Source organism: Otoolea muris (assembly GCF_943193115.1).
Classification (GTDB): Bacteria; Bacillota; Clostridia; order Lachnospirales; family Lachnospiraceae; genus Otoolea; species Otoolea muris.
In genome coordinates this window covers 64,909-91,796 of the sequence record NZ_CALPCY010000015.1, presented here as the reverse complement: position 1 = coordinate 91,796, position 26,888 = coordinate 64,909, and the positions used below count along the sequence as shown (strand labels likewise).

Below are 26,888 nucleotides of genomic sequence, written 5' to 3'. Positions count from 1 at the left end.
TACTTCTAAATCCCAAGAGACCTTGTAAAATATGGTTCTAAAGGAAATAGTACCGACTTAAATTTCACGGATTCAGGGTAATAATGAAATGACAACGCTTTACGCACAAACAAGCCTGCGTTATAATGAAAATACCATACAGGCGCGAATGTTTATCTGCACAATAAAAATCAGATTAGGCAGGAATTGTTTTGGATGATGACATTAAAATAGCAGATGATCCAGTGGAGGCAGCACCTCCATGTGCACCCGGAAAGTGCCTTTGAGGAGGCCGGCGCCGCAAACTATCTGGCTGGTATCCTTAGGGAAATGGGACTTGAGGTTACAGAAGGCATCGGGAAAACCGGACTGATAGCGACCTTAAAGTCAGGGGACGGAGGGGGCTCCATCGGGATCAGAGCTGATATTGACTGCATTAAGCTTCAGGAAACGGGAACGCCGCCTTACGCTTCCCAAACTCCAAACCGGATGCGCGCCTGCGGCCACGACGGGCACATGGCAACCATTTTAGGAACCGCGAGTCTGCTTGCAAAGCGCCGCAATTCCAGCGGTACTGTACATTTTATTTTCCAGCCTGCTGAGGAACCGGGTAAGGGCGCTCAGGCCATGATTGACGACAGCCTTTTTGAGCGCTTCCCTATGGATGAGATATATGGCCTGCATAACAGACCGGAGATGCCGGCCGGGGCGGCCATACCTCCGCTCCCCATACCATGATCGCCCCGCTGGTGACAGCCGCTCAGATCATCACTTCCCTGCAGACCATTGTCGCGCGCAATGCCCGGCCCATTGCTACTGCGATCGTCTGTGTAAATCTTGCGGCAAAAGCAGCGGAAAATATTGTTGGCAGGGAGATTCTCGTGAGACAAAGAATAAACCGCCAGGCTGCTCCTTCATTCTTCTACAATTTCTACTATCTGTACTTCACCAAAATCCTTTGATAAATCCGTATGTAATTGGAACTCGCCGCCCCCCTTATCTGTTTTCCTGAAAAGGCCGCTTTCTGATAAAACCTGCTGCATTAGCTGATTCTTCTCCGTCCTTTTGCAAATCAAATCCAGGCTCTTAAATCCCAAAGATTTATATTTCAAAATCATGTATTTAAAAAAATTCTCTTCAATCCGCTTTCTCGCCGCTCTGCATGAAAATACAAAGTGTTCTAATACAGCGCTTTCCCCATTTGAAATATCAAAAAGGGCAAATCCAACCAGGCCGTAATCACCGTATCTGTCATCTACTTTTATCCGATAAGCATCATACCTGTCAGAACGAACACTGTCTTCTATCTCTTCCATGGTCAGGCGTTTTGCAGAGAGATTGAGCTGATTGGTCCTCTGTACCAGTTCATAACACCGTTCTAATTCGTCTGGCCTTGGATGGGCAATATGAACCTTCATGCGGCATGAAATTAAAAAGTCAGTTATATCATCGTTAGATTCAAGCGCCGCCCGATTGCGAATCATGATTTCCTGATACGACCTCCTCCTACTTTTACTCTCTTTTGTAACCGGGACATTAAAAAACTCCTTTTTCACATAATCCGTAATTTCGTGCGCATCACAAACCCGGATTCCAGGACAGTTGACTCTCACCTCGCTGAGCTCGTAAGCAGAGTCATCCACAAAGACAAAGGTATCTAAACCTATATCCAAAATCTTCGCTATCTTTTTAATATTTTCGCTTTTTGGATTCCAATTAACCATCGAACATACAAAATATTCGGAGATTCCCATTTGCTTCAGGATACCGCATGTCCTTTCCTGATCATTCTTACTTGCAATACAATTTATAATCCCTTTTTCATCCAGCCTTTTAATTATATTCACAATCTCATGATTTAATTGTATCCCTTCCTCTCCGTCCTCTGCAATGACCCCATTCCACAATGTATTATCCAAATCCCATACGACACATTTTACCTTTTTGTCAGATTCAGGAAAATACCGCCTCATATAATCTGATTTTATAGTCACTAACTCTAAGCTGATGATGTTCAGAATGCAAGGCCCGCTTCCGTCCGGATATAAACACAAATTATTTAGCCTCTCACGCTTATAATTCAGCTCCTCTGATGGAATCCAATATCGGTTGTAGCCCTGATTTATCAAAAGGCTTCTGCGAAAAACAATCTCCTCATCCGCTCTGTTTTCAAGAATGATATTAAAAACAGCGCTGTCGTTAAATATCTCAAAAAGCAAAAAATCAGGAATATTTTCTCCCAGATATCCTATCTTCCTCGTAAAATATTCTTTGATATAGTAACAAAAACGTTTCACTTTCCCGAATGGCGAAATCTGAGCAATAAAAGCAGGAACATCCAGGCATTTAGAAATTATGTACACATTCTTATATGAAAAACCTGCCGTAAAGAAAAATGTTTCCAGCTTTGCCCACTCGTTCATATTTATAACGACATTTTCATCCAGAATAGAGCCGTTTCTCCTGAATTTTTCAATTCCATACTTAAATCTTCTGCATCTCCCGTCCGCCCTTTTCCTGTAATGCGCACATGAACTGTAGCATAGCGGCATCGCACACTCAACGCAGTGTTCCTGCCAGACCAGAGGAGCTATCCTTTCGAGCGCCTCAGGGGATACGGCCTGTCCTATATCATATTTAGGAAATATACCCGTTTTCTTTCTGGGTGCAAATTCAAAACCATACATCTTTTAAACCTGCTCTTTCATTAAATTATGGAGCTCAAAATTCGTCAGGGCTTCTATGCCCGGCTCTCTGCTGATATATGAACAGATTGCTCTGAATATCCTCTCATCTGTGTACCATTTATCCTTTCCATACCCGGGATCCGATGGTTTTAGTATACTGTGAAATAATAAAATCGCTGCCTCTCCTTCTTTCATTGCCTGGATCAGCTTTACAATCTGTTGTACCGTCGTATTCCTGTCGCATGAAACACTCGGATAAAATACAAGGGACTCGCTGAGTTTAATGATATTCCTTTTATGATAGAGACAGAAAAAATACCGCGATCCCGTAAACCGCATCATCAGGTAATAAAGCAGGCGAATCTTCCCATCTCTTCTAAGCTGATTCCCACTCCGAATATAACTGACTGTCCCATCGCTTACCACTTCCCCGTATTTTTTAATGTTCCTGCTCCATATACAGGAATTCGGACTTGCAAAGCCTCCTTTATATCTGGAAATATTTCTTCTCCTAAATATCTGATCCGCCTTCCGTATTTTTTCAATCGCATTTGTATGGTTGGAAGAATGGCTTGCAATCTCAATTCCAGCCGCCTCACACTCCTTTACCTCCTCCCAATTGACAAATTTATTATCCGCGGAAGCCATTTCACTGACGTTTCTATGCCCCCCAATAAAATCTGTCACTACATTCAGCGTTGCCGTCAGACTGTTTTTCTTTATAATTGGCAATGCGTTTGTGTAAAAATCCTCCCGTCCGTCGTCAAAGGACAATACGATATATTTCATAATAGCTTTTTACTCCTTTATTTATTCTGTACCGTTCTATGATTCTTTGCTTTGTAAATCATCTGTCTTTGTTGAAAACGTATATGCCGCGATAAACGGAGCCATTTCATATATAACCATTCCATATCTTCCGCTTCCATTTACAGGGGACAAAAGGCATATCAGCCATTGGACTCCTGTCGGCACAATCCACAGAAGATTCTTTTTTTCACCCTCATATACCAGACAGCACATGGCAATAAGCCAAAATGAAACAGCGATATTAAATACATATTTAAAATGCTCATGATGAATGCACCATGAAAGAAAATCTGTAATCTTCTGATTCAATGTCTCCCACTTTGGCGCAGAAATCATATCCCCATTTGACGTAAACGGGTGCTCAGCTCCATTCCAATTCCAGTCAGCCGTTTCATAATCAATATTATAATATCCATAGGTCTGCGCCAGTATTGCTTTGATATAGGACTTTGGGCGCCTAAACCCTATCTTTATCCAGACAATGAAAAAATCCTTTAAATCAGTAGAGGTCGCCTTCTGATTAAACTGAAACTTGATATTATCCGACTTGTGGGGAGTATATACGCTCCAATCTTCTATGGGCAGTATCTTTGTGATAACCTCTGCCTCTTCTTTTTCAATTTCATCGGAATGCTCCAGCATCGTTTTAGCCGTTGCCTGAAAAAACAGAGAAAACATTTCCTGCTTTCCTCCCGGGGAAATTTTCATTAAAGGCATAATAACTCCGGAAAAAATAATTCCATAAATCAATATTGAAAAGACTATATTTTTTATCCAGGCCCTTATTGTATTCCTTATACTAAATATCAAAATTATATTTACCAGAGCCACAATATAAATTCCCTGATTTTTTATGAATGGCAACAGAATAGAAATACCCAGCATCTGATATTTGTATCTTTTAGTCATCCCATCCTGGCATATCCTGAAAATCACAATACAGTATACACTCAACAATGTTGCAAATAAGTTATCCTTTAGCACATATGTATTTAACGATATAATTAACGGATTGGCGCTGAAACAAATAAATAGGAGGAACCATTCCCTCCTGTTTAAATACTGATAAAACGATGAAATAATATAGGCCCAGCCCAATGCATTAAAAATGCAGACAGCACAGTTAAGTAAAAACATGCCAATATCCACATTTCCTGCCGCTGCCCCGAATCTTATAAACATTCCAAATAAAAAGGTCAGTAACACCGGGTGATGTCCGCTGATATAATGTCCGTCATAAATAACCGGACTAAGCCTGCGGGCTAATGTATCCATTCCCATAATCTGCTGAAACTGAGCGGAAACACCGCCTGACTGTATTCCCGGATATCTTATCAAAACGAGCGGGATCCACAAAAGAAAAATTACAGCAAACACCTTCAAAAATGTATTTCTGTTAAATAAACAATTTTCTGTTTTACCCCCCCCCCACTCCTCTCAGACAGGCTATTTTCTTCAGATGGAACACTTTAAAGAAAACTCGATACAGCAAAACAAATACACACATATCGCCAATGCCAAAAATTATCATCATTCCATAGCTCATATCTGTTTCCAGATAATAGCCTGTTACACATGATATCCCAAATGCAATGGCGGTTATAATAACCAAAACCGCTTTCACACGGCTCCCCCTCCAGTCAAATTAAACTTCATTTCTTCCTGAACCTGTGCCGCTTCATACAGACGCCTTGCTGCCTCAATCACCCTCTCCAGTTCCCTGTCCTCTGTCTTAAAATATTCCATCATATGCGACATCAGCGTAAAATCTCTCTCAGAATCAATATCCAATACCAGATAATCCGGCATCTGGACAATCTTGCATCGGTATTCCAAAATCGTTTTATCTATTTCCGATTCAAGAAAAGACGGACTGTACACATATATACTGGCATTCAGCTCATATGCCTTGGGCGCCTGCTGCCTGGAAGTATAATCTGACTGGCATATTTTTCTATAATAATCCCCTCTTTCCTCCACCATATTAAAATATGGGCTCCTTCTCGCGGGGACAACGCTGCAGACCAGATCGGACGCAAGGTCAGACCGGAACATCTCCACCGCATGCTCAATATCCTCCAGACGCCTCATAGGAGAAGTCAGATCCAAATCGATTACCATATCAAACGAACGGCCGGTATCCTTACAGCAATGCAGATATGTATCCTGAATCACGTCAACCTTTGCTGTCCTGTCTCCCGCCTGATAAGCCCTGCGCTCTACAATACGTATATCCGGCATGGCTCTTTGCCGCCTGATAAGCATCACTAACTCTTCGCTGTCTGTATTTAAGGCCACTGTAATTTCATCCTGCGGATGCGCTTTCTTAAAAAGGAAAACCGCTGCCAACGTATAGTATGGAAGCGGTACGCCGTTCATTTCCCGTATATTTTTGTTTGTTACCCCTTTTGAACCCGCGCGCCCGCAAAGCGTAAATAAATAATTCATTCTCCCATTTCTCCTCTTGCAATCCGAAGCACTCTGCAGGCATTTTGCAGCGTGCTGTCATTCTCTGCTTTTCCCTGAACGATCGCAAAGAAATGCTGCAGCTCCTTTTTCTGGTATGCGTCCCTTCCCTCTTTCAGATAAAGGACTTTCCCTTCCTTTGTAAAGGAAATGCTTTCCCCCAGCAAATCTGCTTCCAACGTCTCACTTTTTCCGAATAGCTGCAGCCTTCGTATCGGAAATCTTCCAAAATAATCAAGATGCAGCTCTGCCACTTTATCCCTGTATTCCGCAATATAAACTGCAATATCGTCACTATGAACTTCCAGAGCTGATTTTTTTCCAATGATGGAATATACCTTTTCCGGCTCTCCCAAAAGATAACAGAGATAATCCCATTCATGGATCAGGTCAATGGAAACGCCTCCTCCAAGGCTGGCATCTGCGCTGTACGTCTTTCTGTAATCCACTTCGGGCCTCCAGTCCGGCAGATAACTGGATGAAATACTGCGAACGCTGTAAATCTCAGAAAAGTCTGTATTCTGTTTCAGATATTGGATAACATTCGTATAACGCAGCGGGCAGGCCACATAATATACACGATCCTTTTGCAGTCTTAAACCCCCCAAATCTTCCTTTCCTGTCTGAAATACCGGTTTTTCAATAAAAAAATTTCTGCCCCGATTATGCATCTTTTCCAAAGTGCAGTAATGCAGGGCAGTTGGATTAGTTATAAAGATCACGTCATAATCCCGGGGAAGCGTCTCCAGACTGTAATATGTTTTATGAATCATCGCTGCAATCCGCTGTTCCGGCATTTTTCCATTTCCGCTGCGCAGGACATCAATCCGGGCAGACGCTCCAAACAGCTCCTTTATACCACGGATATGCCTTGCCGCAATTGAGCCAAGGCCCACAAAGCAAATCTTCATTTTAATTCCTCAATCCTGTCAATCCATGCCAGCACCTTCTCATCCTGTCCAAATGAATAGCGGGCCGCCTTTTCCCCTCTTATTGCGGCGAAAAAAGCGGCCAGCTCCTCATAATATGCATTTTCTACGACAAACGCAGAATAGCCCTCTGCGCGTTCCACATTTTCGTACAGAGCCACTGAAATCATATTCCCGGTATTTTCTTCATATAGCCTTAACGAATCCGGCGTCCCTCTCCATTCCAGATGGAAATGCTCTTCCCAAATATTCATGATGCGTTCCGCCTTTGGCGAGACAACATCTACAATCAGGCTCCCCACCACCCCCGACTCATGCTCAAGTGTCAGATGGTACATATCATCATAATCAATCTCCAGACTGGATATTTTTTTATGTATTCCCTGTATTTGCTTTATCCCTCCAAACGTATCGATCAGCCATGGCATTTCGATTGCAAAAATCTCTCTGCATGCATTCGTCCTTTTCGCCCCGATAAAAAAATTTTGATATTTCTCCCACGGATGCCAGTCCGGCAGATATTGTCCAATATGGTAGAAATACCCCCCCCCGAAGCTTTTTTCCTGAAGCTTTTCTTTTATAAATTCAATTTCCTTTCGATATAAAAATGTGGAAGACAAAAAAAGAACCCGTTTTTTCTCCCCTGCCAGCCTCTGGTTTTCATGGTATCTGTCATTAACCAGATTCATCTCTGTAAATACATGCAGCCCCCGTTTAAGGCATTCGTGGATTAATTCTGCGTGTGAAGCAGGAGACGAACAAATCAGTGCGCAATCTATATTTCCTTTCGATAATCCCTTATCTAAATCCGAAAAGGTTTCAATATTACAGAGCTCTTCAACCTCCAGGCAACGCTCTCTGCTTAAATCAATGCCTGTAATTTCCCATTTTTCATTTTTCCTCCCATTCCGTTTTCCTTCCTTTTCTATGTACTGCTTCAGAAGACGGATCCTTCTTTTTCCCATAGATCCAAGCCCAATTACCGCCACTCTCAAACTTTCCCACCCACCTTTTAATAAACTGCTAAGCTATATCAAAAAATACCTTTTTCAGGTTTATACCTGACACGCACAGCGCCTCTTTCATCCTCTGAACGATTTGATCCGATGTATTCCCATCTCCATAAGGATTTACTGTCTCTTTAAACAATCCTTTCTCTATCGCCGCATCCGCTTTCAGCATTGCGCTTACGATGTCTGACTTTTCCGGAAGGCAGTCTGTCACGCTTTCCGCCTTTATCCTCCCGAGCTGTCGATCCCCGATATTGATTGTCGGCGCCTTAAAAGACGGAGCCTCTATCAGCCCGCTGGAGGAATTACCGATCACCATCCTGCAATACCGCATGGCGCTCAGATAGCGCTTCGTTCCTATGGAGGAAAAAAGCTTCACATTCCGATGTGTTGATGCATATGCTTCAAACAGGCGGTTAATGATTCTTCCATCCCGATCCGCATTGGCCTTTGTCATGATGAAATTCCACTCCGGAAATTCCTCCAAGGCTTCAAGGATCGCCTCTGCCTGCTGCTTCGCGCTTTTTTCCTCCAGTGTCACGGGATGAAAGGTTACCAGGGCATACGGACGTTCCAAATCAATCCCTAATTCCTCTGACAGCATCGCTTTTGTCAGATAATCCGTATGCAGCGCATTCTCAACGCCCAGCGCCCCGACACAGAATACGCGTTCCGGAGATTCTCCCATCTGGATCACGCGCCTGCGGTAACATTCTGTGCTTGTAAAATGCAGATACGCCATTTTGGTAACTGCGTGCCGGATCGCCTCATCAACAGCTCCCTGTGTCGTCTCCCCTCCGTACAGATGGAAAATGGGGACCCTGGCATTCATAGCCGCAACAGCAACTGCCAACGTTTCATAGCGATCCCCTAACAATAAAACCGCATCCGGCTTTTTATCTTCAAAATAATCAGAAAAACCAATCAGGGCCAGTCCCATACTTTTAGAAATGGCTGGCGCCGTATCGGCGCTGAGCAAAATCTCAATCTTTTTGTCAATCGCAATGCCGTCTTTTTCTATCTCCCTGGCAGTCAATCCAAATTCCGGGGAAAGATGGGCCCCCGTCACCGCTACCATCGCCTCTAACTGCCCATCTCTCATGATTTTATTTATAACAGGGCGCAGAAGTCCATATTCTGCTCTGGCCGCTGTGACAATACAAATCTTTTTTTTCATCTGTTTCCCCCGTAAATCTTGCTCCCGGAAGAGACATCCCTGTAAATCAGGCTCCCTGCTCCAATGATGCTGTTTTTTCCTATATGAACCCCGGGCAAAACCGTGGCATTTGCCCCAATCAGGCAATCCGGGCCTACTTCCACATCCCCGCAAAGAACGCTCCCCACAGATACATGGCTGTATTCCCCAATAAAATTGTTATGCTCCACAATCGCTCCTGAATTAATAATGGCCATATCGCCGATCACAACCCCAGCATTGACCACCGCGTTTTTTCCGATAAATATCCCCTTTCCCAGCGTTGCTTCCGCGGATATGACCGCGGAAGGATCGAACAGGTTGACAAAAGAGAATCCGCAGCGCTCTATCTTCTCTGCAATCGCCCTTCTCACAGCCGTACTGGCCGTACTTCCCACGGAAATCATAATGTCTCTGCAGCCCTTTCCATATAGTTCCGGCAAAGAAGCTTCCGTCCCCCATATCGTATATTTAGAAACCGTGCCGCCCACCCTCTCTGCAACATCCAGAATAATAATCTCATCATAATAACCAATTCTGTGAACCGTATCGAGGACAGACAAACAATGTCCTCCCCCGCCTGCCAGAATTAACGGCCTCATCGCTCCCCTCCTGATTCAATGCGTTCGTCCTTCTCATAGTCCCTCTCCGCAGTCGTTCCCAATACCTCGTACCATTTCATTGGGCTGATTCCATTTCCCGGACGCTTTACCGTAATGTTCTGTTCTGTCAAAACTTCCCCCCTGCGAATTCTGGTCATGGCTACAATGCTTTTTCTTGCGGCAATCCGGTTCTGCCGTTCACACTCTGAGGGTTTCTTTATGCCATCTCCCAGGGCAGCCTCTGTTTTTCTGACAGCTTTCACCATCTCTGCCAGTTCATCTGCATCCAGGCTGGCCCTGTGATCCGGGCCCTCCAGCGCTTTATCCAGCGTAAAATGCTTTTCAATCACATTCGCCCCCAGAGCGGCCGCGGCAATTGGAATTTCAATTCCCAGCGTATGATCCGAATATCCGACATCTGTGCCAAACTCTCTCTGAAATTCCGGAATGACACGCAGATTAACGTCCTCCTCCGGAGTTGGATACTCTGTCGTACAGTGAAGAAGTGTAAGCATTTCTTTTCCCAGGCCATAATTCTCAAAAAGCCGGACTGCATTTCTGATTTCATCCATCTCACACATTCCTGTAGACAAAAGTATTGGTTTCTTTGTGGCGGCAATCCGTTCCAGGTAAGGAAGGTTGGTGATTTCTCCGGAAGGAATTTTCCAAAGCGGCATTCCCAGCGATTCTAAAAAGCAAATGCTTTCCAGCTCAAAGGGAGTAGAGAGAAAAAGAATACCCGCCTTATCCGCCGCCCGCTTTAAAAAGCGAAAGGCGTCAAAGGATAATTCCAGCTTTTTTACCATATCCCTCTGATTTTCTTCCCGTCCTGTCCTCGCCTTCTGATATTCCGCCTTTGGTGCAAACCGGGATATCATGCACTCCGTGCGGAATGTCTGGAATTTTACCGCATCTGCCCCGGCTTCTTTTGCCGCATAAATCATTTGCTCTGCCCGCTCTATGCTTCCGTTATGATTCACACCGGCCTCTGCGATTATAAATATTTTTTTATGTTCTCTCCGCGTTGTCATCCGTCTTTCCCCTGAAAGGCGTTTGTATAACGCCCTTCCCTCCTTTCCAGCTTCCCCTCCATCCGGAACAGCTCTTCAAATTTTCCCATATCCAGAAACGAATCCTCACTGATCGGATACATTCCGACCTGCTGTTTTTCCTCCATCAAAAGCTTAACCAAATCCGTCATATGGAAAAATGTATCCTCCGGAATCCGTTTCAGCAAATCCGGATTAAGAATATACATCCCGGCATTCACGAAATAGGACAGACTCGGCTTTTCCTCCATTGAAGTAACAATTCCCTCCTCCTGCGAATGGAGCACGCCATAAGGCACCACAATATTCTTTAAAGCGGAAACAATGGTCATCCGATTGCCGGAACGCCTGTGATAATCCAAAATATCGCCATAATCCGCCTCTATCAGGATATCGCAATTCGTCACAAACACCGGAGAAGTAAATTTATCTTCAATCAGGCGTATGCTTCCGGCAGTCCCCAGAGGCTTATCCTCTTCCACATACCGGATCCGATATGGCGGACTGGTTTCAGCAAAATAGGATTTAATCATCCCCTTTTTATAATTCACCGTCAAATAAAACTCGTCCGTGCCATATGTGCAAAAACGATCCATGATCCGTTCGATGATCGGAATATCTCCTATGGGGATCAGCGGCTTAGGCAAAATTTTCGTATAGGGATATAATCTGGCCCCTTTTCCGCCGGCCATAATGATCACCGGCGTTCCTGCCAGGGTATTCCGTTTCTTTTGTTTCCGTAAAAATCCATCGGTACCAAAAATAATATCAATAATCCTTCTATCGGCATCTAAAACAGGGACTGCGCCAATCACGTTTTCTTTCATATATTCAGCCGCTTTCTGAGTATTGCCGTTTAACAAATATCTGGGACGCTGATTCATAGCCTGCGAAATTTTTGCCGCAAGGTTCCCTGTCCGGATCAGCCATCGCCGGATATCGCCATCCGTAACGCTTCCAAGCAGATGCTTTTCCTCATCCGCCACAAATACAATCCCCTTCGCGTTTCTGTCGATCTGCGCCATGGCCTCCGCAACAGAGCAGTCGCCGCCGCTTAAGTATTTTTCAAGATTCTGTTCTTTCATCCTTCCTCTGACCTCTACATCTTGCCATCCAGCGAGCGCCCAGTCTCAATATGTTCAAAATTAGGAAGATACGCCCTGATGATCGCAATGATACGCTCTTTTGTCACAGCATCCGATGCAAAGGCCGCCTCTAACGACAAAAACAGCGCATTGATTTTATCCGCATCAGCCGCCCGTTTACCCGTAATAACGCCAAGCGAATAAAAGCGCTCCATATCAACCAGCTCATTCTCCGTATAAAATTCCTCAAACATCTTTTCTCCCGATGTATCGGATTCCGAATAATAAACCGGATATTTCATGCTGCCGGCGTTCAAATCCCCGGCCATTTCCACCGCCTCTTCCTCAGAACCGCACCGTACCGCCTCATAACCATATTCACGCAGCAGCCCGGCCGCAATGGCGTCAAAGGTCATCATCTGCCGTTCCTCCAGCTTCGGAAAAAATATTTCCCGGTTTTCCCCCAGCATACAGGACAGCATACAGATCTGCCCACTTTCTTTTGGAGAAACAAAATATCGTTTTACATCCAGGGGAGCGCTTAACGGCTGACGCTTTGAAATGCGGTTCATAAAACCAGCAGGCAGGGAGCCATTGGAAAACGCCACATTCGCAAAGCGCGCTGTCTTGACCGGAAAATGGCCGGAATAAGAAAATATCACATCCTCCATAATCCTCTTACTGGCCCCCATGATATTCACCGGATTCGCCGCTTTATCTGTTGAAACGCAGAAATACTCCCTGGGTGGCGCCTCCGCCAGCAACTCCAGCAGCTTCCGCGCATGAAGGACGTTGTTCCTGAGAAGAGCCTCCACAGAAAAGATGTCTTTCTCACTTCTCACATGCTTATGGGCGGAAAAATTGGCCACAATATCAAATCCATGCTGGTTCCTGAACATCTTTTCAAAAACAGGCGAAGCGAAATCCATCGCATACGGCGCATAATGTCCCGGAATGAACAGTCCCTTCGTACTGCGTAAATCTCTCGTCAGCTCAGCCAATGCATTTTCATTCGTATCCACAATGGTTAATGCATCCGGTTTAAATGGGAGGATTTCCCTGATAAACGAGCTTCCGATACTCCCTGCGCCTCCGATTACAAGAACCCGGCTGTTCCTTATGTGATCTGACAATGCATCCCTGTTCTGCTCAATATCTCTGATAAACAAACTGTCCGCACGCTTTGTAACGTACTTTGAAATAAAATCGTTTAAATAAAACATACCATCATCACCTCATTCCAATCATCTGATTCTCTTTGCAGGATTTCCCACATAGAGCCCATTTTCCCCGCAATCCTTAACCACTACGCTTCCTGCGCCTATCACACAGCCGCTTCCGATGGTTACGCCGGGACACACCGTAACCCCTCCCCCGATCCATACGCCGTCGCCTATCATGATCGGTCTTCCTTCGACCCGTCCGCTGCGCTTCTGTGCGTTGGAACAATCATGATTTGTCGTAAAAAATTTACATGAATAACCGATTCCCACATAATTTCCAATTATAACGGGAGCATGACAGGAATCAATCATACAATTCCTGTTGATATAGCTGTAATCTCCCATTCTCAATTTCGAGCCAGATATATAAATTCCGCTGTGTATTGCACTTCCCTTTCCCGTCTCGATACCAAGTATCTTCAGAAAAAGCCTGCGTGTTCTCCATCCCACGATCCGACTCGACAATATTCCATTTACAAATACTTCCCACAAGTATTTTTTCAATTGCTTATTCCATCCACCCATCAGGGGCCTTTCTATATGCTCAATCTACTTCTTAACTTCGTGAAAGAACGTCTCCGCTGTATACCTTAAAATATCCCGTCCTGTCAGCCACAATACAGCAAAGTATACGCATGCTCCCATCACGGTATAGACAATTAACTTTAATAAATTACTATGAATTGTCATTCGCGATCCAAAAAAAAGCAGGCAGACAGACATTCCCGCCGCCGCCGCCAGTATCTTTATCAAATCAACTGCCATCTTTTTATAAACTGCCTTGTCTTCCCTTAAAACAATTTTTATCATCAACAGGGAACATACAGTGATACTTGAAATGGAAGCCGCCAGCGCCAAACCTCCCGCTCCCAGAAAACGGGAAAGAACCACATTCAGTACAATATTGACGAACACCCCAATCCCTGTATTCACCATAGGCGTTTTCGTATCGCCGGATGAAAAAAAATATTTTGACAATATCTCCCTGACTGCGATAAAAACAATTCCAATTACAGCATATTGAAAAACCGCCGCCGTTTGGTTCAGCGCAGTTTCATCGAACGCCCCCCTTGCAAACACTACGGCGATGATTTCCCTCTTTAAAAGCATGGCTCCAACCGTAACTGGTATTAACAGAACCAGCAAAACGGTAATATACTGCGTCAGTACACTGCTTCTTTCCCTGAATTGTCCCTTTACATAACAGGAAGAAAACGTTTGAAAAGCCACTGTGGCGAGCGCGCTGAGAATCAATGAAGACAGCACTACCGTCAATTTATTGGAGTAATTAAGCGATGTAATACTGCCCGTATCCAGCCCGGAAGCAATCGCGCGATCCACGATACGGTTTATTTCCGCCGCGCCCACGCCAACCGTCACAGGAATCACCTGATACAACACTCTCCAAATATCCTGCCTTAAATCGGATAACCTGACAGGCCCCAGGAGTATCCTGACTCTGGGCGCGAGCATAAAAATCATATTGAGCGCGATCCCCGCCACGGTCCCAGCCACAGCCGCGCCGGTACTGTATTTCCGGCCAAACACCGCCATACATACGATAACCGAGCCGTTCTGGAGCAGAGCGGCCGTCACAGGATATATAAAGTTCTTCTCTGCATGGTATACAATTGTGATCAGATTTGTCAGGGCTGTTAAGATAATAGTGGGAAACAAAACTCTTGTATATACAACCGTCAGATCAAAGATTTCTCCCACAAAATATGGCGCAAACAAGCGGACAATACGCTCCGCAAACACCTCGGCTATCAGAGTCAGACCTATGCACAGGATTCCAAATACTGCCATAAATGATTTCAAAAAAACTTCTGCGCAATCCCCGCCTTTATTTTCCTTCTTATCGATATATACAGGCAAAATCACCGTATTGATCGCCGTCGTCACAACCGCAAACAGTGTGACCGGAATCTGGCTCGCCATTACATAAGCGTCCGCCTCAAACTCCGTGCCATAGCAATATGCAAAAATGATTTCTCTTACAAAGGACAAAAACTGTGAAAAAAAGGTCATAAAAACCAGTCCGCCGATTGTACCTTTCAATCTTTTTATACTCATCTCAGAAACCTGCCGATCAGATTTCGTATCCTGTACACAATCTGATACATAAATTTCCATTTTGTAAAAAATACGCTGTCCGTCATCCTTTTATAGTCGTTTGTAAAACGCGCATAGCTTTTCGGTTTGTCAAAATTTGAAATCATCCAGCGGTTTATATCAAAAATCTCCTCTGCCCTGCAAGGAACCGTGGTTATATCTGAAGAATTCAAAATCCTTTTTCCCTGCTCCGTATTGATCAAAACGGCCGAAATTCCGGCTTTTACTTTCTCCTCCGGATAGTATTTCTCTATCCCCCAGAAGTCTCCAAGGCTTATATCCGCCCCCCGTTTTAAACTTCTGCGCGCGCATTGAAAACAGCTCTGCCTCAGTGAATCATGATACCCGAACATCAGATGATAGATATCCTTTTCATGAGCATGAAAAATCGTCTTTTTTTCAAGGCATATCTCATAAGAAGGGCAATCCCACCCCCTTCTCTTGGAACGAAACTCAAATTTCCTCATTTTTCCATATTTCTTTTCCAGGTATCTTAAATATTTCTTAAATATCCCGACTCTTGGCGCTCCGTGGCAGAACACTTCACAGCAGGTCAGATTGTCATATTTTTTTCCTAAAAACCGTTTGAGCGCGCTGATCTCACACGGAACACCGGAGAATAACACCTCCACCTGCTCTTCCAGACAAGCCTGTACCCCGGGAAATACCTTTGCTGCATTTGATTCCAGATATTTACTCCCCCGGATTCTTTGTAATTCGCACTCACTCCCGGCAATGATGTGCGTGAGCTCCCCGTCGGAGTTAAAGGCAGCTCCCGCAACGACGCCTCCCCTTTTAATAAACATCTGCGCAATTGCGTAAAACACACCGCCGGATGTCGATTGGAAACGGAGCTTTGGATCATTCGCATATCCGTAACAGCAATCCAGAATGTCAGACCATTCCTCATCCACCTGTACAGCGATGCATTTCCTTTCACATAAACCGCACGAGCTGCACGGCCGGCCCGTTATCCTGGGCCTGTATTCCCCATTCGGATCAATCGCAAGCTCCAGACAATGACTGGGACATACCAGGGCGCAAACTCCGCATCCCGTACATCCCGGATGATTCAAATCAACCATTATCCACCTCAGCTATCCGTTTTAAATACCGCATGGAATCCCCCTTAAGCAGAACCAGCCTCTGGTTGATTTCCGTATAGTCAATACCTGTTCTCTGCCAGCGGCCGCCCATTTCATCAAGCTTTACATAACGGCGCTCCATATCAAAAATATTATAGAGGTTTTCAATCCGTATATTTCTGGACGATCGTCGTATATTATAAAATTCTTTATTGAAAATAATGGAAAAGGCCGTTGCGTGGAACGAATCTGTCACGATTATTTCAGCATCCTTAATAAGCCGCACAAATTCCTCCGGCTTTACCCCATACGATGTTTCGGCGCCCTTGATATAGTCAACCGGATGCAGGTTCAATACCCTCATCTTTAATCCGGTCCGGCTTTGGAGCGTTTCCACTATCTGCCTGTCTTCCCGGGCGTGAGAAATAAAATATACAAACATATATCGCTGACCGCCGCCTTCCTCACCCTCTACTAAAGACTCCCACCTTTCACGCCTGGGCAAAAATACAGGATCCACTACGTTGACTACAGATCGCTTTAGTAAATCCCCCAGCCATTTCGCGGTATCCTTTTCGCGAACCGAAATCGCCTCAAAATGTTTAGTGCGCTCCTTAAGCAGCGCTTCCTGCGCTTCTGTCATCCGCTCCGCAATACTTACGCCGTAGGCAAAACAGGGAACAGCAGGAAACTTCTGTCCAAAGCACAAAAAATATACGTCATCATCAAACAGATTTAAATTCCAAACCTGATCGCTGCCGCATATCATTGCCGAATAACCGTCATCCGGTAAAATATCCTCTTTTCTCCTTATGACAGCGCCCTCAATCTCCAGCCGTTCCCTTTTAAAACGATCAAAATACTCAATGACCGTTTCTCTGTGCTTCCTGTATCTGAACGAAAAGCATATCAGGATATTGTATAGTAAGCTTTTGACACCGGAAACCTTCCTGTACAGTTTACGGCCAGCCACATATTCGTCCCCGCAATAATTAATAATTTTTGCCCTGGCTCCCAGATCCTCCAGCGCTGTTTTCAAAGCATATGCCTGCAGGACAGCTCCGTAATTGACAGCGTTGCAGGTCGTTATGATTCCTGTCTGCCCCATGCCCTCTTCCTCCAAATACAAAACGAATATTCCAATAATTTCGATTGCGTTTGTCATCCACAACCTCAAAAACAATCCAGCTAAAGACAAACCATGCGTTAAAAAGAATGGTCTGCGTAAAGGAAGAAATCAGTATCACAAACAGCATAAGCCTTGCCTCTCCCCTGGCAGTTTTTAAGTTCTCCCGAAATACGTTGATATAAAAAATAAAGCCAAATATTCCAAAGCTGACTAAAACATTTGACATGGTTGTAATATAAGCAAACAGCGTGTCTTTCGTTAATTTCATCCAGAAAAAAGAGAAACCGCCGTTTAACAAATATTCTCTTAGATTTCCAAATCCGATTCCAGTTATTTTGTCCAGAAGCGGCATGGCAAAATATATCTGAAAGCCTTTTGTAAGGCGGATATCATATCCAAAAATATTAATGGATAATATTTTATCGATAATAAAACGGGATGCAGGCAAACAGCCCAAAATGAAAAGGCCGGCCAGTCCAAGCGTCATAAAGATGATCGCCCTGGCCATTCTCTTCGCAACATTTCGTTCATACAGAACCAAATAATACATCCACACAAAAGCCATCAGAATAATTCCCTGGGATGAGGTCGAAGCAATCATAGTTATAGAAAAAAAGACAGCGCTTTTATATCGCTTTCTAAAGATCAGCATAATCAACAGGGGCAGCACATAGCTGCAGTATCCCTGCGGCTCCGTAAACAAACCGGATACACGGTTTGATTCTTTAAGCCAAAAATGCTGTTCCGACTCTGCCACAGGCAGAATCTGTATACTGCTCTGTAATATTCCAAATAGATTGGCTTTAACAAACTGATACAATACGATGCAGCCCATCATGAGGCCAATGGCAGAATATACCCTCATAAAATGATTCTTATCTATCTGTCCCATAACGGCGAGCAGAAAAAGGCATATAAACATAAATAAATATGTATTTCGATTTATACTAAATGTATTGGTAACCCCATACATCACTGCCTGCTGCAGGATCGCAAAGGAGATAAATAAAAGCATCGGTTTATTGAGGCATATTGTCCTTTGAAATAACATAAAAAAAGCACTGTACAACAGCGCTAAAACCAATCCATATGACATGAGCGGTAAATCATACTGGGCAAGGATCGAAAATGCTGCTAACAATATCCCTCCTGCCAGGCTTTTCCGTGCAGAAGGCTGATGGATTTCCTCTCTACTATACTCATACAACATACTGTCTTGTTAATCCTTTCCCGATAAAATCTCCTGATAGACCTTCTCATAATTGGAAGCAACTGCTTCCATCGAAAACTGTTTCCCCCATTTCCGTATCACATCCGGCCTCCACTTACGTGACATAGCTCTGCGAATCCCATCTGCCACACTCTCATCTGTACGCTCCTGTATCAACTCCATCACATCCGGATGATACAGATCCTCAACGGCGTCCAGATCTCCAAAGGTCAGAGTAGGAATCCCGAGCGTAAATCCTTCAATCATTGATAACCCAAACCCTTCTTCTTTGCTGACTACAACATTCATATCCGCAACTTCCCAGAAATTCCTTAGCTTTTCTCTTGGAACAAAACCGCAATACCGCACATGGCCGGCGCATCCTGCTGCCCTGATTGCTTCCTCCATGTTTATATGATCTGAATCCGCGCCGGCAAAATAAATCTGAATGGATTCCTGTTCCTCCCTTGTAAGCAGGCAAAATGCCCGGAGTAACTGCAGTTGGTTTTTTCGGATGCTCAAAGAGCCAATACACAGCAAGGTAAACAGACGCTTTTTTCTCTTCATTTCCGAATAATCCGGTTCAAAACCTGTGCCGTTCAATACAATTTTTATGTTATTAACCGGAATTTTATAATCCTTAAATATTTTCCTTTTGATACCTGTGCTCACTACAGTCACAACACGGTTATCATCTAACAGCCTTTCCAGTTCTTTAAACTCATACTTTTTTTCAGCATCCGGCAGCCTGACAGAATGATTCAGGCCGTTTAAGCCATGTAAAGTAACCACGTAATTCGTCTTCATTTCCTCACAGGCTTCTATAAACGGCTTAGTCTGATACGTCAATCCATGTATATGGATCAAATCAGGTGAAATTTCTCTGAGGCAGTATATCATATACCCTTTATTCAGAAAATAATATAAGTATCTCAGCCTCGTTGAGCACGGCGCCTGTGTAAACAGCATATGAATCAATCCTTCACACAGATCCCTGATTCTTATATTCTTTAAAATATCAGTAATTCGGTGTCTTACTGCCGTATACCCGTCATAATAGCCCCCGCTTATCTGATGGGTAAGCAAAAATACCTCGTTTTCCCTGGATACCTCTTTCATGATATCCCTGACCATATATCCAAATCCGGATGATGTTTTTGAAAATTCTTTGTATCGCGCATCATATATATAGGGCGCTGCAAACATGATCTTCATAAAGCTCCCCACCCTTCAGCGTCACCGATCATCCTCAATTTTTCTTTCAGCTCATCCACCGTTTCCGGTATCATAACCCTGTCAGGCTGCTGATAGCATCTCTTCAGACTTTCCACCCCGTGCAGGAATTGTGCGTTAAATTCTATATATGTATCAAATTTCATTATTTTATACAAAAAAATAATATACGGTTCCTCGTCCAAAATATATTTAGGCGAAAAACAGGCTGTCGAAAACATGGAAATCAGTACCTTGCCGCCTGCATGACAGGCATTCAACATTATCTCAAATGGGATCTTTGAACAATAAGTTGTCAGTTCGGAAGAATACAGCATCCCTCCTCCCGATTGAGGGTGCAGCTTTACCAGCATATTGTCCTTCCCAACAATACCCGCAGCTATATCCGCCAGCTCTGAATGCATTCTGCGTATCTCCGGCCGCTCAATGTTCTGATCAAAAAAGAGCACGTTCCTGGCAAACAATGATATATCTTCATAACTGCCACAGAATAACTCCATCAAAAAAACATCCATTTCATCACTGCTTTTGTCAATCTGCTTCACGGGAATACCCCTGTATTTTCCGCAATTCACCTGGCCCGGCCTCCTAGCATATACTCCCCTGCATTCATCCGCAATCAGACTTCCAAATATGATATATGAAACTGCTTTTCTTATGAATGACGGACGCACACTTAAAAATTCGTATGTATATGTCCCCTCATCATAAAATATTAGCGAAGCGCCTTTTTTCTTAAAATAATAGTAAATACATTGATCCGGGTAGGCGGCATAACCAATAAAAACATTTCGGTATACCATATCACGGTTTGGGATGTTGTCACAAAGCTTCTTTGTCCTGAAATAAATACTGATCTTTTTTAACAAACTCAATACATATTGGGATCTGCTGTGGGAAAAATTAGAAAATTTGTCGCTTATCTCATCCCATGCATATATCTGATGAAAAATCTTCTTTTTTTCCAGCGCCTCTATATTACAGATTTGCACCAAATTGTTATTCGTTAAAATAACATCCGCTTTTACCTGCCTCTGAGATGCCAATATGACTGCATTCATTAGCTGATATGGCGTACTGCACGTATACAAGTCCATAATAACCACCCTCTTACTTAAAGCAGGCTCTTACAATACGGATTACCTTCTCCTGCTGCTCTGCCGTCATCTTAATATCAGATGGGAGGCACAGACCCCTTTCAAAAATATCCGCTCCCACGTCCACAGGATTCCTGCGCTTTATATAGGCATCTGTCCCCGCTCTTCCATTCCCCTCAGCCGTTATAAACGGATTCATCCTGTATATTGGCTGCATATGCATCGGCTTCCAAATCGGCCGTCCTTCCGCGCGATACCCTGCCAGCGCTTCTAATATCTCTGTCGGACAGCTTTTTCCCGGCTCTCCCTTAAACAGTACATCCCGTTCTCCCCTTACCTGCCTGCACATGGCGTCCGGCTCAATCAACAGGCAGCTCAGCCAGAAGTTAGGCGTCTCCACACCCTCCAGATACGGGTTCATACGAACCGGCAATTCTTTGAACCCTTCTTTATATGTTTCATAAATACGTCTTTTCAGCCTGATATGTTCGTCCAGATGGGTAAGCTGTCCCCGAACCACTCCGGCTATCAAATTACTCATACGGTAATTGTATCCAAGCTCCTCATGCTGGTACCACATGGCGTCCTCACGGCTCTGGGTAGACCATTTTCTTACTTTTTCGGCCGCTTCTCTGTCGTCAGTCAACAGCATTCCTCCGCTGCTTCCGGTACAGATTTTATTCCCGTTGTAGCTTATGCAATTATATTGTCCAAATGTGCCGCTCCTGCGCCCTCTGTAGACGGCTCCCAGAGACTCAGCCGCATCCTCGATCAGGTATGCGCCATGTTCATCGCAAATATCCCTTATCTCGTCCAGCTTCGCCGGAGTCCCATAAAGATCAGCAGCCATAACAGCCTTAACTCCCGGGTAAATTGTAAACGCCTTTCTAAGAGCCTCTGGATCCATATTCCAGGTATCGCGTTCCGAATCAATAAACACAGGAATACCGCCTTCATACACAATCGGATTGACGGTCGCGCTGAACGTCAAATCCGAACAAAATACCCGGTCTTTGGCCTTTATGCCAGCCAGCTTGACCGCTAAATGCAAGGCCGCTGTTCCCGCTGACAGCGATACTGCATACTTACATCCCATATACCCGGCAATCATTCGCTCTATTTCATTGATATTTTCGCCGACTGTAGTCATCCAGTTGCCTTCAAATGCTTCTTCGATATAGTTCCTCTCATCCCCATGCATGGTTGGAGACGCCAAACACACCTTTGACTCAAAAGGTTCAAAATCTAAGTCATCCCTTTTAAACATTCGCCTTATCCTCCCTGGCCCGGATAAACCGGAAATTTTTTTCGTTGTACCCATTTGCCGATAACAAACCGGTAAGCGTCCCTGTCCCATAGCTCACATGTAAAATAAAAAACAAAAAGGGGAGCGCCAAAAACAGAACGGATCTCTTTTCCTCCTTTACACAAGCCGCTGCCGTCATCAAAAGCGTAACCAGCGCATAGCATCCCCACATAACGGCTGCTGTCTGCCAGACTCCAAAAAAAGCCAGCGCAGTGGTCGCCATGACTGCAGAAACAAAAAGGAATGGGATCATGTGATACCACGAAATGCATCCCGGGCATACTTTTACCGTTTTTCCAATCCAATACCCGTTCCTGTTCTTCTGGGCGCTCAGCTTTTTGAAACTGGGCCTTGTCTCCCTGTACGATACAATATCCGGATTATAGTAAAACCTGTATCCTTCTTTCCGCATCCTGTAATGCATTTCATTATCTTCTGTCCTGTGAAGCTGTTCATTAAAAGCTCCTGTCTTTTCAAATACCTCGCGGCGGTATGCCCCAAATGCTAATGTACCTACAAATCCCGGTTTGTCCTGATGCCTGAATGCCGCAATACTTCCCCCAAACATCGAATTTTCTGCTGCATTCAGGACAGCGCTCCACGGTGTCTCATCCGGAATATAGTTTTTCACCTTTCCGCCGCAGATATCATAGCCGCTGAGAATGCACCGTATATTCTTTTCTATAAAATCCGGGGGAACCGACGCATGAGCGTCTAAACGTATGATGACATCGCCCCTGGCCTCTGATAAAGCGACATTCCATCCGCCTGCCTGAATTTTCTTAGGGTTATCCAGACATACGACCCGCTTAAAATCACTTGAAGAGGCAAATTCCTGCATCACAAGCCTGGTTTTATCTGTACTCATCCCGTCAACCAGAATGACTTCTGTTTTCTTATGATCATAGCGCTGAGCCTCCAGATTTTTCAGCAGCACAGGGAGAGACCGCTCCTCATTTAACGCTATGACAATCATTGATACCTCTAAATAATCCAATGCTTCCCCTCTCTGTGTGTTATGTATGCGCCAACTGTGCGCACAGCTACTTAGCCAGCACTGCCGCCACTGTTTTAAGCATGATTCCCGTATCCTTCCAAAAGCTGAAATTCTCGATTGCCCGTAAATTATATTTCATTTTTTCCGGCAGGATCTGCTCAATATAAATCCTATCCGTTTCACCGCCTGCGCCAAGCAGCCTGCTCTCATCCCTGTAACAGATACTTGCCTCTGACGTCACGCCCGCCGGAAGGAGAAGCGTTGCAAACATCTCCTTCTTATAATGTTTTACATATTCAGGCGCTTCCGGGCGCGTTCCGACAAAAGTCATCTCACCTTTCCAGATGTTCATTAGCTGCGGTATCTCATCCAGCCTGTATCTCCGGAGTGTTCTTCCGATGCGTGTAATCCGTCTGTCTCCCCTGACTGTAATCAACCCGCCTTTTTTATCAGCGCTCTGAACCATGGTCCGAAACTTATAAATGCAAAATCTTCTCCCATACTGTGTTATTCTCTCCTGCGTATAAAAAACCGGGCCTTTGGAATCGCATTTGACCATAACCGCCAGACATAAAAAAAGCGGCGCAAAAAGCGCCAGCATAACAGAAGAAACCGTAAAATCAAATATCCGTTTTAACACAAGCTCCGGCTGGCGTCTGCTCAGCAAAAGATAGTAATGCCGGATTTCCTCTGTCCGCATAAACTCCGGCAGTTCCTCCCATTTACATAGTACCATGCGCTCCTCCGGCCAGCTTAAAATAACATTTCCGAAACGCATCCGTTACCCATGCGGCCTGTTCGTCTGATAAACAGGTGTGAAGAGGCAGCGTAACCTCATTTTCAAACTGATGGTATGCGTTCGGATAATCCTGAATGTCAAATCCCAAATTCTTATATGCGGTATGCATGGGAAGCGGTTTGTAATGGACATTGGCCGCCACGCCTATCTCCGCCATCTCTGTGATCAGGCTGTTGCGGAATTCCTGTCCCTTCCCCAAAAGACGGACCATACACAGATGACGGCTGGAATGATAATGATCCGCATCGTGCTTCAGGAGCTCAACCGGCAGATCTGACAGGGCCTGTTCATAGCGTGACAGAATATCCCTTCTCCTCCCCAGCATTTCTGCATAACGCTTTAACTGGGCCATACCGATCCCGGCGGCAATGTCTGTCATATTGCATTTATACGCGAGCGAAACAATATCATATTCCCAGTCTCCCGGTTTTACTTTTGCGAGCGCATCCTTGCTCTGCCCGTGTAAGGACAACAGCATAAACTGATGATACATCCACTCATTATCAACTCCCGGAATCTCTCTCCATACCAATGCGCCGCCTTCTGCTGTCGTCAGATTTTTAACCGCATGAAAAGAAAAGCTCGTAAAATCCGCCGCCTCGCCACAATGTTTCCCCATTCTTGTCGCGCCAAAAGCATGGGCCGCATCGGCAATCACTATAACGCGTCCGAAAGCGCCCTGGAGCTCATTACCTGCGTGAAACTTATGCTTTTTATTTCTGGCAATCTCAAAAATCCGGTCATAATCACACATCACGCCTCCGATGTCCACCGGAATAATTGCCTTCGTTCTCTCCGTAATCGCTGCCTCCAGCTTATCATAATCCATTTCATATGAACCCGGAGCTGTATCGATCAAAACCGGCTTAGCCCCCACATGGTATATCACGCTGGCGCTGGCTGAATACGTATACGCGCTGGTTATCACCTCGTCCCCAGGGCCAATTCCCAGAAAATGAAGCGCCAGCTCCATACAGGCCGTAGCGGAATTTAAGCATACCGCTTTGGGCGCATGGACAAAGGACGCGATTTTTCGCTCAAACTCCTTGGTCTTGGGCCCTGTTGTAATCCATCCAGAGCGAAGTGCCTCCTGAACCTCATAAATCTCTGCCTCCGTGATATCCGGCGGTGAAAATGGAACCTTTAACATGTGAATCCCCCTCCTTAAAAGCAATTTTTTTGTCGTAAAAGCCCAGGCAAACGGAGCTGTTACCTTTTATCCCCTGTTTTATCGATCCCTAACTCTGTTTTTTCCTGTCCGGATCGTAACGCCTCAGGTCAGTCCGGAACATTTACGATTCGGGCAAGCTTAGATCATTATCTCTTTTTGAAACGTCGTATCCCGTCCTCTCTTCTGTCTCCCGCCAGCCGTATCCCCAGAAGCGCGGTCTCCGCCTTCCCTCTCACCATGATTTCAATAATCGCATACCGTTTTCTGAGATTCATCCGAATGATATTTTCCTTAAAATATTTCAGCGGCCCGTCCAGCCGCACAATTTCTCCGGATTCATCCAGCGCAACCAGCGTGTTCTTAACCACATGGCTCTGGCTGCCTTTACATAAAAGCTTCAGCCTTTTCTCTTCCTCCCTCTCCAGCGGAATAATCTCCCCCTCCTTATCTCCCAAAAGCCTTGTAAACTCCGGAATCCCCTTCAGCCCATAAAATATCTCCTCCACGGAATCCGTCTCTAAAAAAACATAGGCCGGAAATAACGTCTCCGTTACTTCCAGCCATTCGCCTCCCAGCCGTTTCATAAGCTGGCGCTTCATAAAAAAGCATCTCTCATACACAGAAGCCGGCAGCGTCTTATGAATCATCGCCACCAGCTCCTGTTCTTTTCCTGTCGTCGTCTGTATGACATACCACATATCCCGATTCTCCTTAGGAACTGTCCCGAAATAACTTCCCATTAGTCCGCAGGATTTTTCTTCGAGAGTGCTGCTCAAAAATCAGGCGCATAGCGGGCTATGTAACTGATTTTTGAGCAGTGCTGTCGGAGAAAAAGACAAGGAATATGGGAAGTTATTTCGAGACAGTTCCTTACTGTTCCCATCCCCGCCGGGCCGCGCCCGGTAAGGAACTGTCACGCTTCGCGATACATACAAACCGCAAAGAAGGCAGTCTGGAGCCGTCTAAACTAAAACAAACAGGGATCATGAATTCTGTTTTTTCGCATGCTTCGCTATATTCACAGCAAACGAACGCTCTGAACCCATCCTTATACCCTATGTCCTTACCTCGCCCTCATATGCCCCACTAGCTTTATGAACGCTGCGTAATTTTTTTAAGCACACAATCACTTTTTACCCAATGTCAATCCCGGCCCACGCCGGCAGGCCGCTTTCTGCCAGCCGCAGATTAAGAACCGCCACCCGTTTATGGAGATCCACCCTCGCTATCAGGTTCTCCCGCCCGGCCAACGGCCCGGAAACGGCAAAAAACCTTCCGTCCCTCACACTCCCGCGCGATAACGCCATATGGCGGCGCTCCCCGCACAGCGCCCGGATCTGCTTTTTTGTCCCTTCTTCCACGGGAATAAGCTGCATCCCGCGCCCGGAAATAAAAGACATCCGTTGGAGGTGAACCACCGCCTCCGGGAGGAGCTCCGGACAACTGCTTTGAAGGAACACATATCCCGGAAACATCCGGCATGTATCCGCATGCCACTGTCCCAGATATTTCTTCATTCTTTCGTAAGAAAACAGGAACGCATCTTCAAGAGCCGGCGCTGGCAAATGCCGTTTGCAGGAGTCCTTCACCCACTCCTCCCGCCCCGGTTCACAGGTGAGCGCGTACCAGCTCACTTAAAACGCCCCTTTCTTTTACAACATAATAAGTATTATGTTGTAGAAAAACTCGGATCATCCGAAAGTCCTTTTCC

26 protein-coding genes are annotated in these 26,888 nt (G+C 45.0%); 1 reads left to right on the top strand and 25 read right to left on the bottom strand.

Annotated features, from left to right (window positions below):
- Positions 1-216: 216 nt before the first annotated feature.
- Positions 217-717 (top strand): amidohydrolase, encoded by a 501-nt coding sequence (locus NFS31_RS11310; protein ID WP_331482594.1) that lies wholly within the window; start codon positions 217-219, stop codon positions 715-717.
- Positions 718-893: 176 nt separating this feature from the next.
- Here NFS31_RS11310 and NFS31_RS11305 read toward each other — a convergent pair whose 3' ends face one another.
- The 25 genes from NFS31_RS11305 to NFS31_RS11185 all read right to left on the bottom strand — a co-directional run bounded on the left by NFS31_RS11305 (position 894) and on the right by NFS31_RS11185 (position 26,811).
- On the bottom strand, positions 894-2,198 hold the full coding sequence (locus tag NFS31_RS11305; protein ID WP_251494936.1) for an HAD-IIIC family phosphatase: 1,305 nt from the start codon (positions 2,196-2,198) through the stop codon (positions 894-896).
- Between the two features lie 471 nt (positions 2,199-2,669).
- The gene (locus NFS31_RS11300) at positions 2,670-3,455 is read right to left on the bottom strand and encodes a polysaccharide deacetylase family protein (protein ID WP_160302646.1); all 786 of its coding nucleotides are present in this window, start codon (positions 3,453-3,455) and stop codon (positions 2,670-2,672) included.
- 36 nt (positions 3,456-3,491) lie between these two features.
- A complete protein-coding gene (locus NFS31_RS11295; RefSeq protein WP_416389456.1) occupies positions 3,492-4,751 on the bottom strand; it encodes a DUF6020 family protein in 1,260 nt (419 codons plus the stop codon).
- A 142-nt stretch (positions 4,752-4,893) separates the two neighbouring features.
- Complete coding sequence (locus NFS31_RS11290; RefSeq protein WP_251494933.1) at positions 4,894-5,100, bottom strand: hypothetical protein; 207 nt, start codon at positions 5,098-5,100, stop codon at positions 4,894-4,896.
- Positions 5,097-5,924, bottom strand: coding sequence for an acylneuraminate cytidylyltransferase family protein (locus tag NFS31_RS11285; protein ID WP_251494929.1), 828 nt, complete (start codon positions 5,922-5,924; stop codon positions 5,097-5,099). Before NFS31_RS11285 ends, NFS31_RS11290 begins: the two co-directional genes overlap by 4 nt.
- The gene (locus tag NFS31_RS11280; protein WP_160302642.1) at positions 5,921-6,853 is read right to left on the bottom strand and encodes a Gfo/Idh/MocA family protein; all 933 of its coding nucleotides are present in this window, start codon (positions 6,851-6,853) and stop codon (positions 5,921-5,923) included. The genes NFS31_RS11285 and NFS31_RS11280 overlap by 4 nt, the downstream gene beginning before the upstream one ends.
- Positions 6,850-7,860 carry a Gfo/Idh/MocA family protein gene (locus NFS31_RS11275; RefSeq protein WP_251494948.1) on the bottom strand — a complete coding sequence of 337 codons (1,011 nt, stop codon included), beginning with the start codon at positions 7,858-7,860 and terminating at the stop codon, positions 6,850-6,852. Before NFS31_RS11275 ends, NFS31_RS11280 begins: the two co-directional genes overlap by 4 nt.
- A 34-nt stretch (positions 7,861-7,894) precedes the next feature.
- Positions 7,895-9,058 carry a UDP-N-acetylglucosamine 2-epimerase gene (gene neuC / locus NFS31_RS11270; protein WP_251494924.1) on the bottom strand — a complete coding sequence of 388 codons (1,164 nt, stop codon included), beginning with the start codon at positions 9,056-9,058 and terminating at the stop codon, positions 7,895-7,897.
- Positions 9,055-9,678 carry a NeuD/PglB/VioB family sugar acetyltransferase gene (locus tag NFS31_RS11265; protein ID WP_251494921.1) on the bottom strand — a complete coding sequence of 208 codons (624 nt, stop codon included), beginning with the start codon at positions 9,676-9,678 and terminating at the stop codon, positions 9,055-9,057. Before NFS31_RS11265 ends, neuC begins: the two co-directional genes overlap by 4 nt.
- Entirely contained in the window at positions 9,675-10,709 is a 1,035-nt protein-coding gene (gene neuB, locus NFS31_RS11260) for an N-acetylneuraminate synthase (RefSeq protein WP_160302638.1), read from the bottom strand. Before neuB ends, NFS31_RS11265 begins: the two co-directional genes overlap by 4 nt.
- Positions 10,706-11,812: a nucleotidyltransferase family protein gene (locus NFS31_RS11255; RefSeq protein ID WP_251494918.1), complete on the bottom strand. Its 1,107-nt coding sequence runs from the start codon at positions 11,810-11,812 to the stop codon at positions 10,706-10,708. Before NFS31_RS11255 ends, neuB begins: the two co-directional genes overlap by 4 nt.
- Before the next feature lie 14 nt (positions 11,813-11,826).
- On the bottom strand, positions 11,827-13,035 hold the full coding sequence (locus NFS31_RS11250) for a polysaccharide biosynthesis protein (protein WP_160302636.1): 1,209 nt from the start codon (positions 13,033-13,035) through the stop codon (positions 11,827-11,829).
- A gap of 21 nt (positions 13,036-13,056) precedes the next feature.
- Complete coding sequence (locus NFS31_RS11245; RefSeq protein ID WP_160302635.1) at positions 13,057-13,560, bottom strand: acyltransferase; 504 nt, start codon at positions 13,558-13,560, stop codon at positions 13,057-13,059.
- A 24-nt stretch (positions 13,561-13,584) separates the two neighbouring features.
- Complete coding sequence (gene murJ / locus NFS31_RS11240) at positions 13,585-15,111, bottom strand: murein biosynthesis integral membrane protein MurJ (RefSeq protein ID WP_251494915.1); 1,527 nt, start codon at positions 15,109-15,111, stop codon at positions 13,585-13,587.
- The gene (locus NFS31_RS11235) at positions 15,108-16,235 is read right to left on the bottom strand and encodes a Coenzyme F420 hydrogenase/dehydrogenase, beta subunit C-terminal domain (protein ID WP_251494913.1); all 1,128 of its coding nucleotides are present in this window, start codon (positions 16,233-16,235) and stop codon (positions 15,108-15,110) included. Before NFS31_RS11235 ends, murJ begins: the two co-directional genes overlap by 4 nt.
- Positions 16,228-17,343, bottom strand: coding sequence for a polysaccharide pyruvyl transferase family protein (locus NFS31_RS11230; protein ID WP_251494910.1), 1,116 nt, complete (start codon positions 17,341-17,343; stop codon positions 16,228-16,230). Before NFS31_RS11230 ends, NFS31_RS11235 begins: the two co-directional genes overlap by 8 nt.
- A complete protein-coding gene (locus NFS31_RS11225) occupies positions 17,228-18,229 on the bottom strand; it encodes a hypothetical protein (RefSeq protein ID WP_251494907.1) in 1,002 nt (333 codons plus the stop codon). The genes NFS31_RS11230 and NFS31_RS11225 overlap by 116 nt, the downstream gene beginning before the upstream one ends.
- A gap of 354 nt (positions 18,230-18,583) precedes the next feature.
- Complete coding sequence (locus NFS31_RS11220) at positions 18,584-19,789, bottom strand: glycosyltransferase family 4 protein (protein WP_251494905.1); 1,206 nt, start codon at positions 19,787-19,789, stop codon at positions 18,584-18,586.
- Positions 19,786-20,904 carry a polysialyltransferase family glycosyltransferase gene (locus NFS31_RS11215; RefSeq protein ID WP_160302629.1) on the bottom strand — a complete coding sequence of 373 codons (1,119 nt, stop codon included), beginning with the start codon at positions 20,902-20,904 and terminating at the stop codon, positions 19,786-19,788. The genes NFS31_RS11220 and NFS31_RS11215 overlap by 4 nt, the downstream gene beginning before the upstream one ends.
- A 13-nt stretch (positions 20,905-20,917) precedes the next feature.
- Positions 20,918-22,171 (bottom strand): DegT/DnrJ/EryC1/StrS family aminotransferase, encoded by a 1,254-nt coding sequence (locus NFS31_RS11210; protein ID WP_160302672.1) that lies wholly within the window; start codon positions 22,169-22,171, stop codon positions 20,918-20,920.
- Positions 22,164-23,207: a glycosyltransferase family 2 protein gene (locus NFS31_RS11205; RefSeq protein ID WP_251494903.1), complete on the bottom strand. Its 1,044-nt coding sequence runs from the start codon at positions 23,205-23,207 to the stop codon at positions 22,164-22,166. Before NFS31_RS11205 ends, NFS31_RS11210 begins: the two co-directional genes overlap by 8 nt.
- Positions 23,208-23,253: 46 nt before the next feature.
- On the bottom strand, positions 23,254-23,943 hold the full coding sequence (locus tag NFS31_RS11200; protein WP_160302628.1) for a sugar transferase: 690 nt from the start codon (positions 23,941-23,943) through the stop codon (positions 23,254-23,256).
- Positions 23,930-25,156, bottom strand: coding sequence for a DegT/DnrJ/EryC1/StrS family aminotransferase (locus tag NFS31_RS11195; protein ID WP_251494901.1), 1,227 nt, complete (start codon positions 25,154-25,156; stop codon positions 23,930-23,932). The genes NFS31_RS11200 and NFS31_RS11195 overlap by 14 nt, the downstream gene beginning before the upstream one ends.
- Before the next feature lie 167 nt (positions 25,157-25,323).
- Positions 25,324-25,875 carry a transcription termination/antitermination NusG family protein gene (locus NFS31_RS11190; protein ID WP_160302626.1) on the bottom strand — a complete coding sequence of 184 codons (552 nt, stop codon included), beginning with the start codon at positions 25,873-25,875 and terminating at the stop codon, positions 25,324-25,326.
- A gap of 435 nt (positions 25,876-26,310) precedes the next feature.
- Positions 26,311-26,811, bottom strand: coding sequence for a transcription termination/antitermination NusG family protein (locus tag NFS31_RS11185; protein WP_251494898.1), 501 nt, complete (start codon positions 26,809-26,811; stop codon positions 26,311-26,313).
- Positions 26,812-26,888 lie beyond the last annotated feature (77 nt).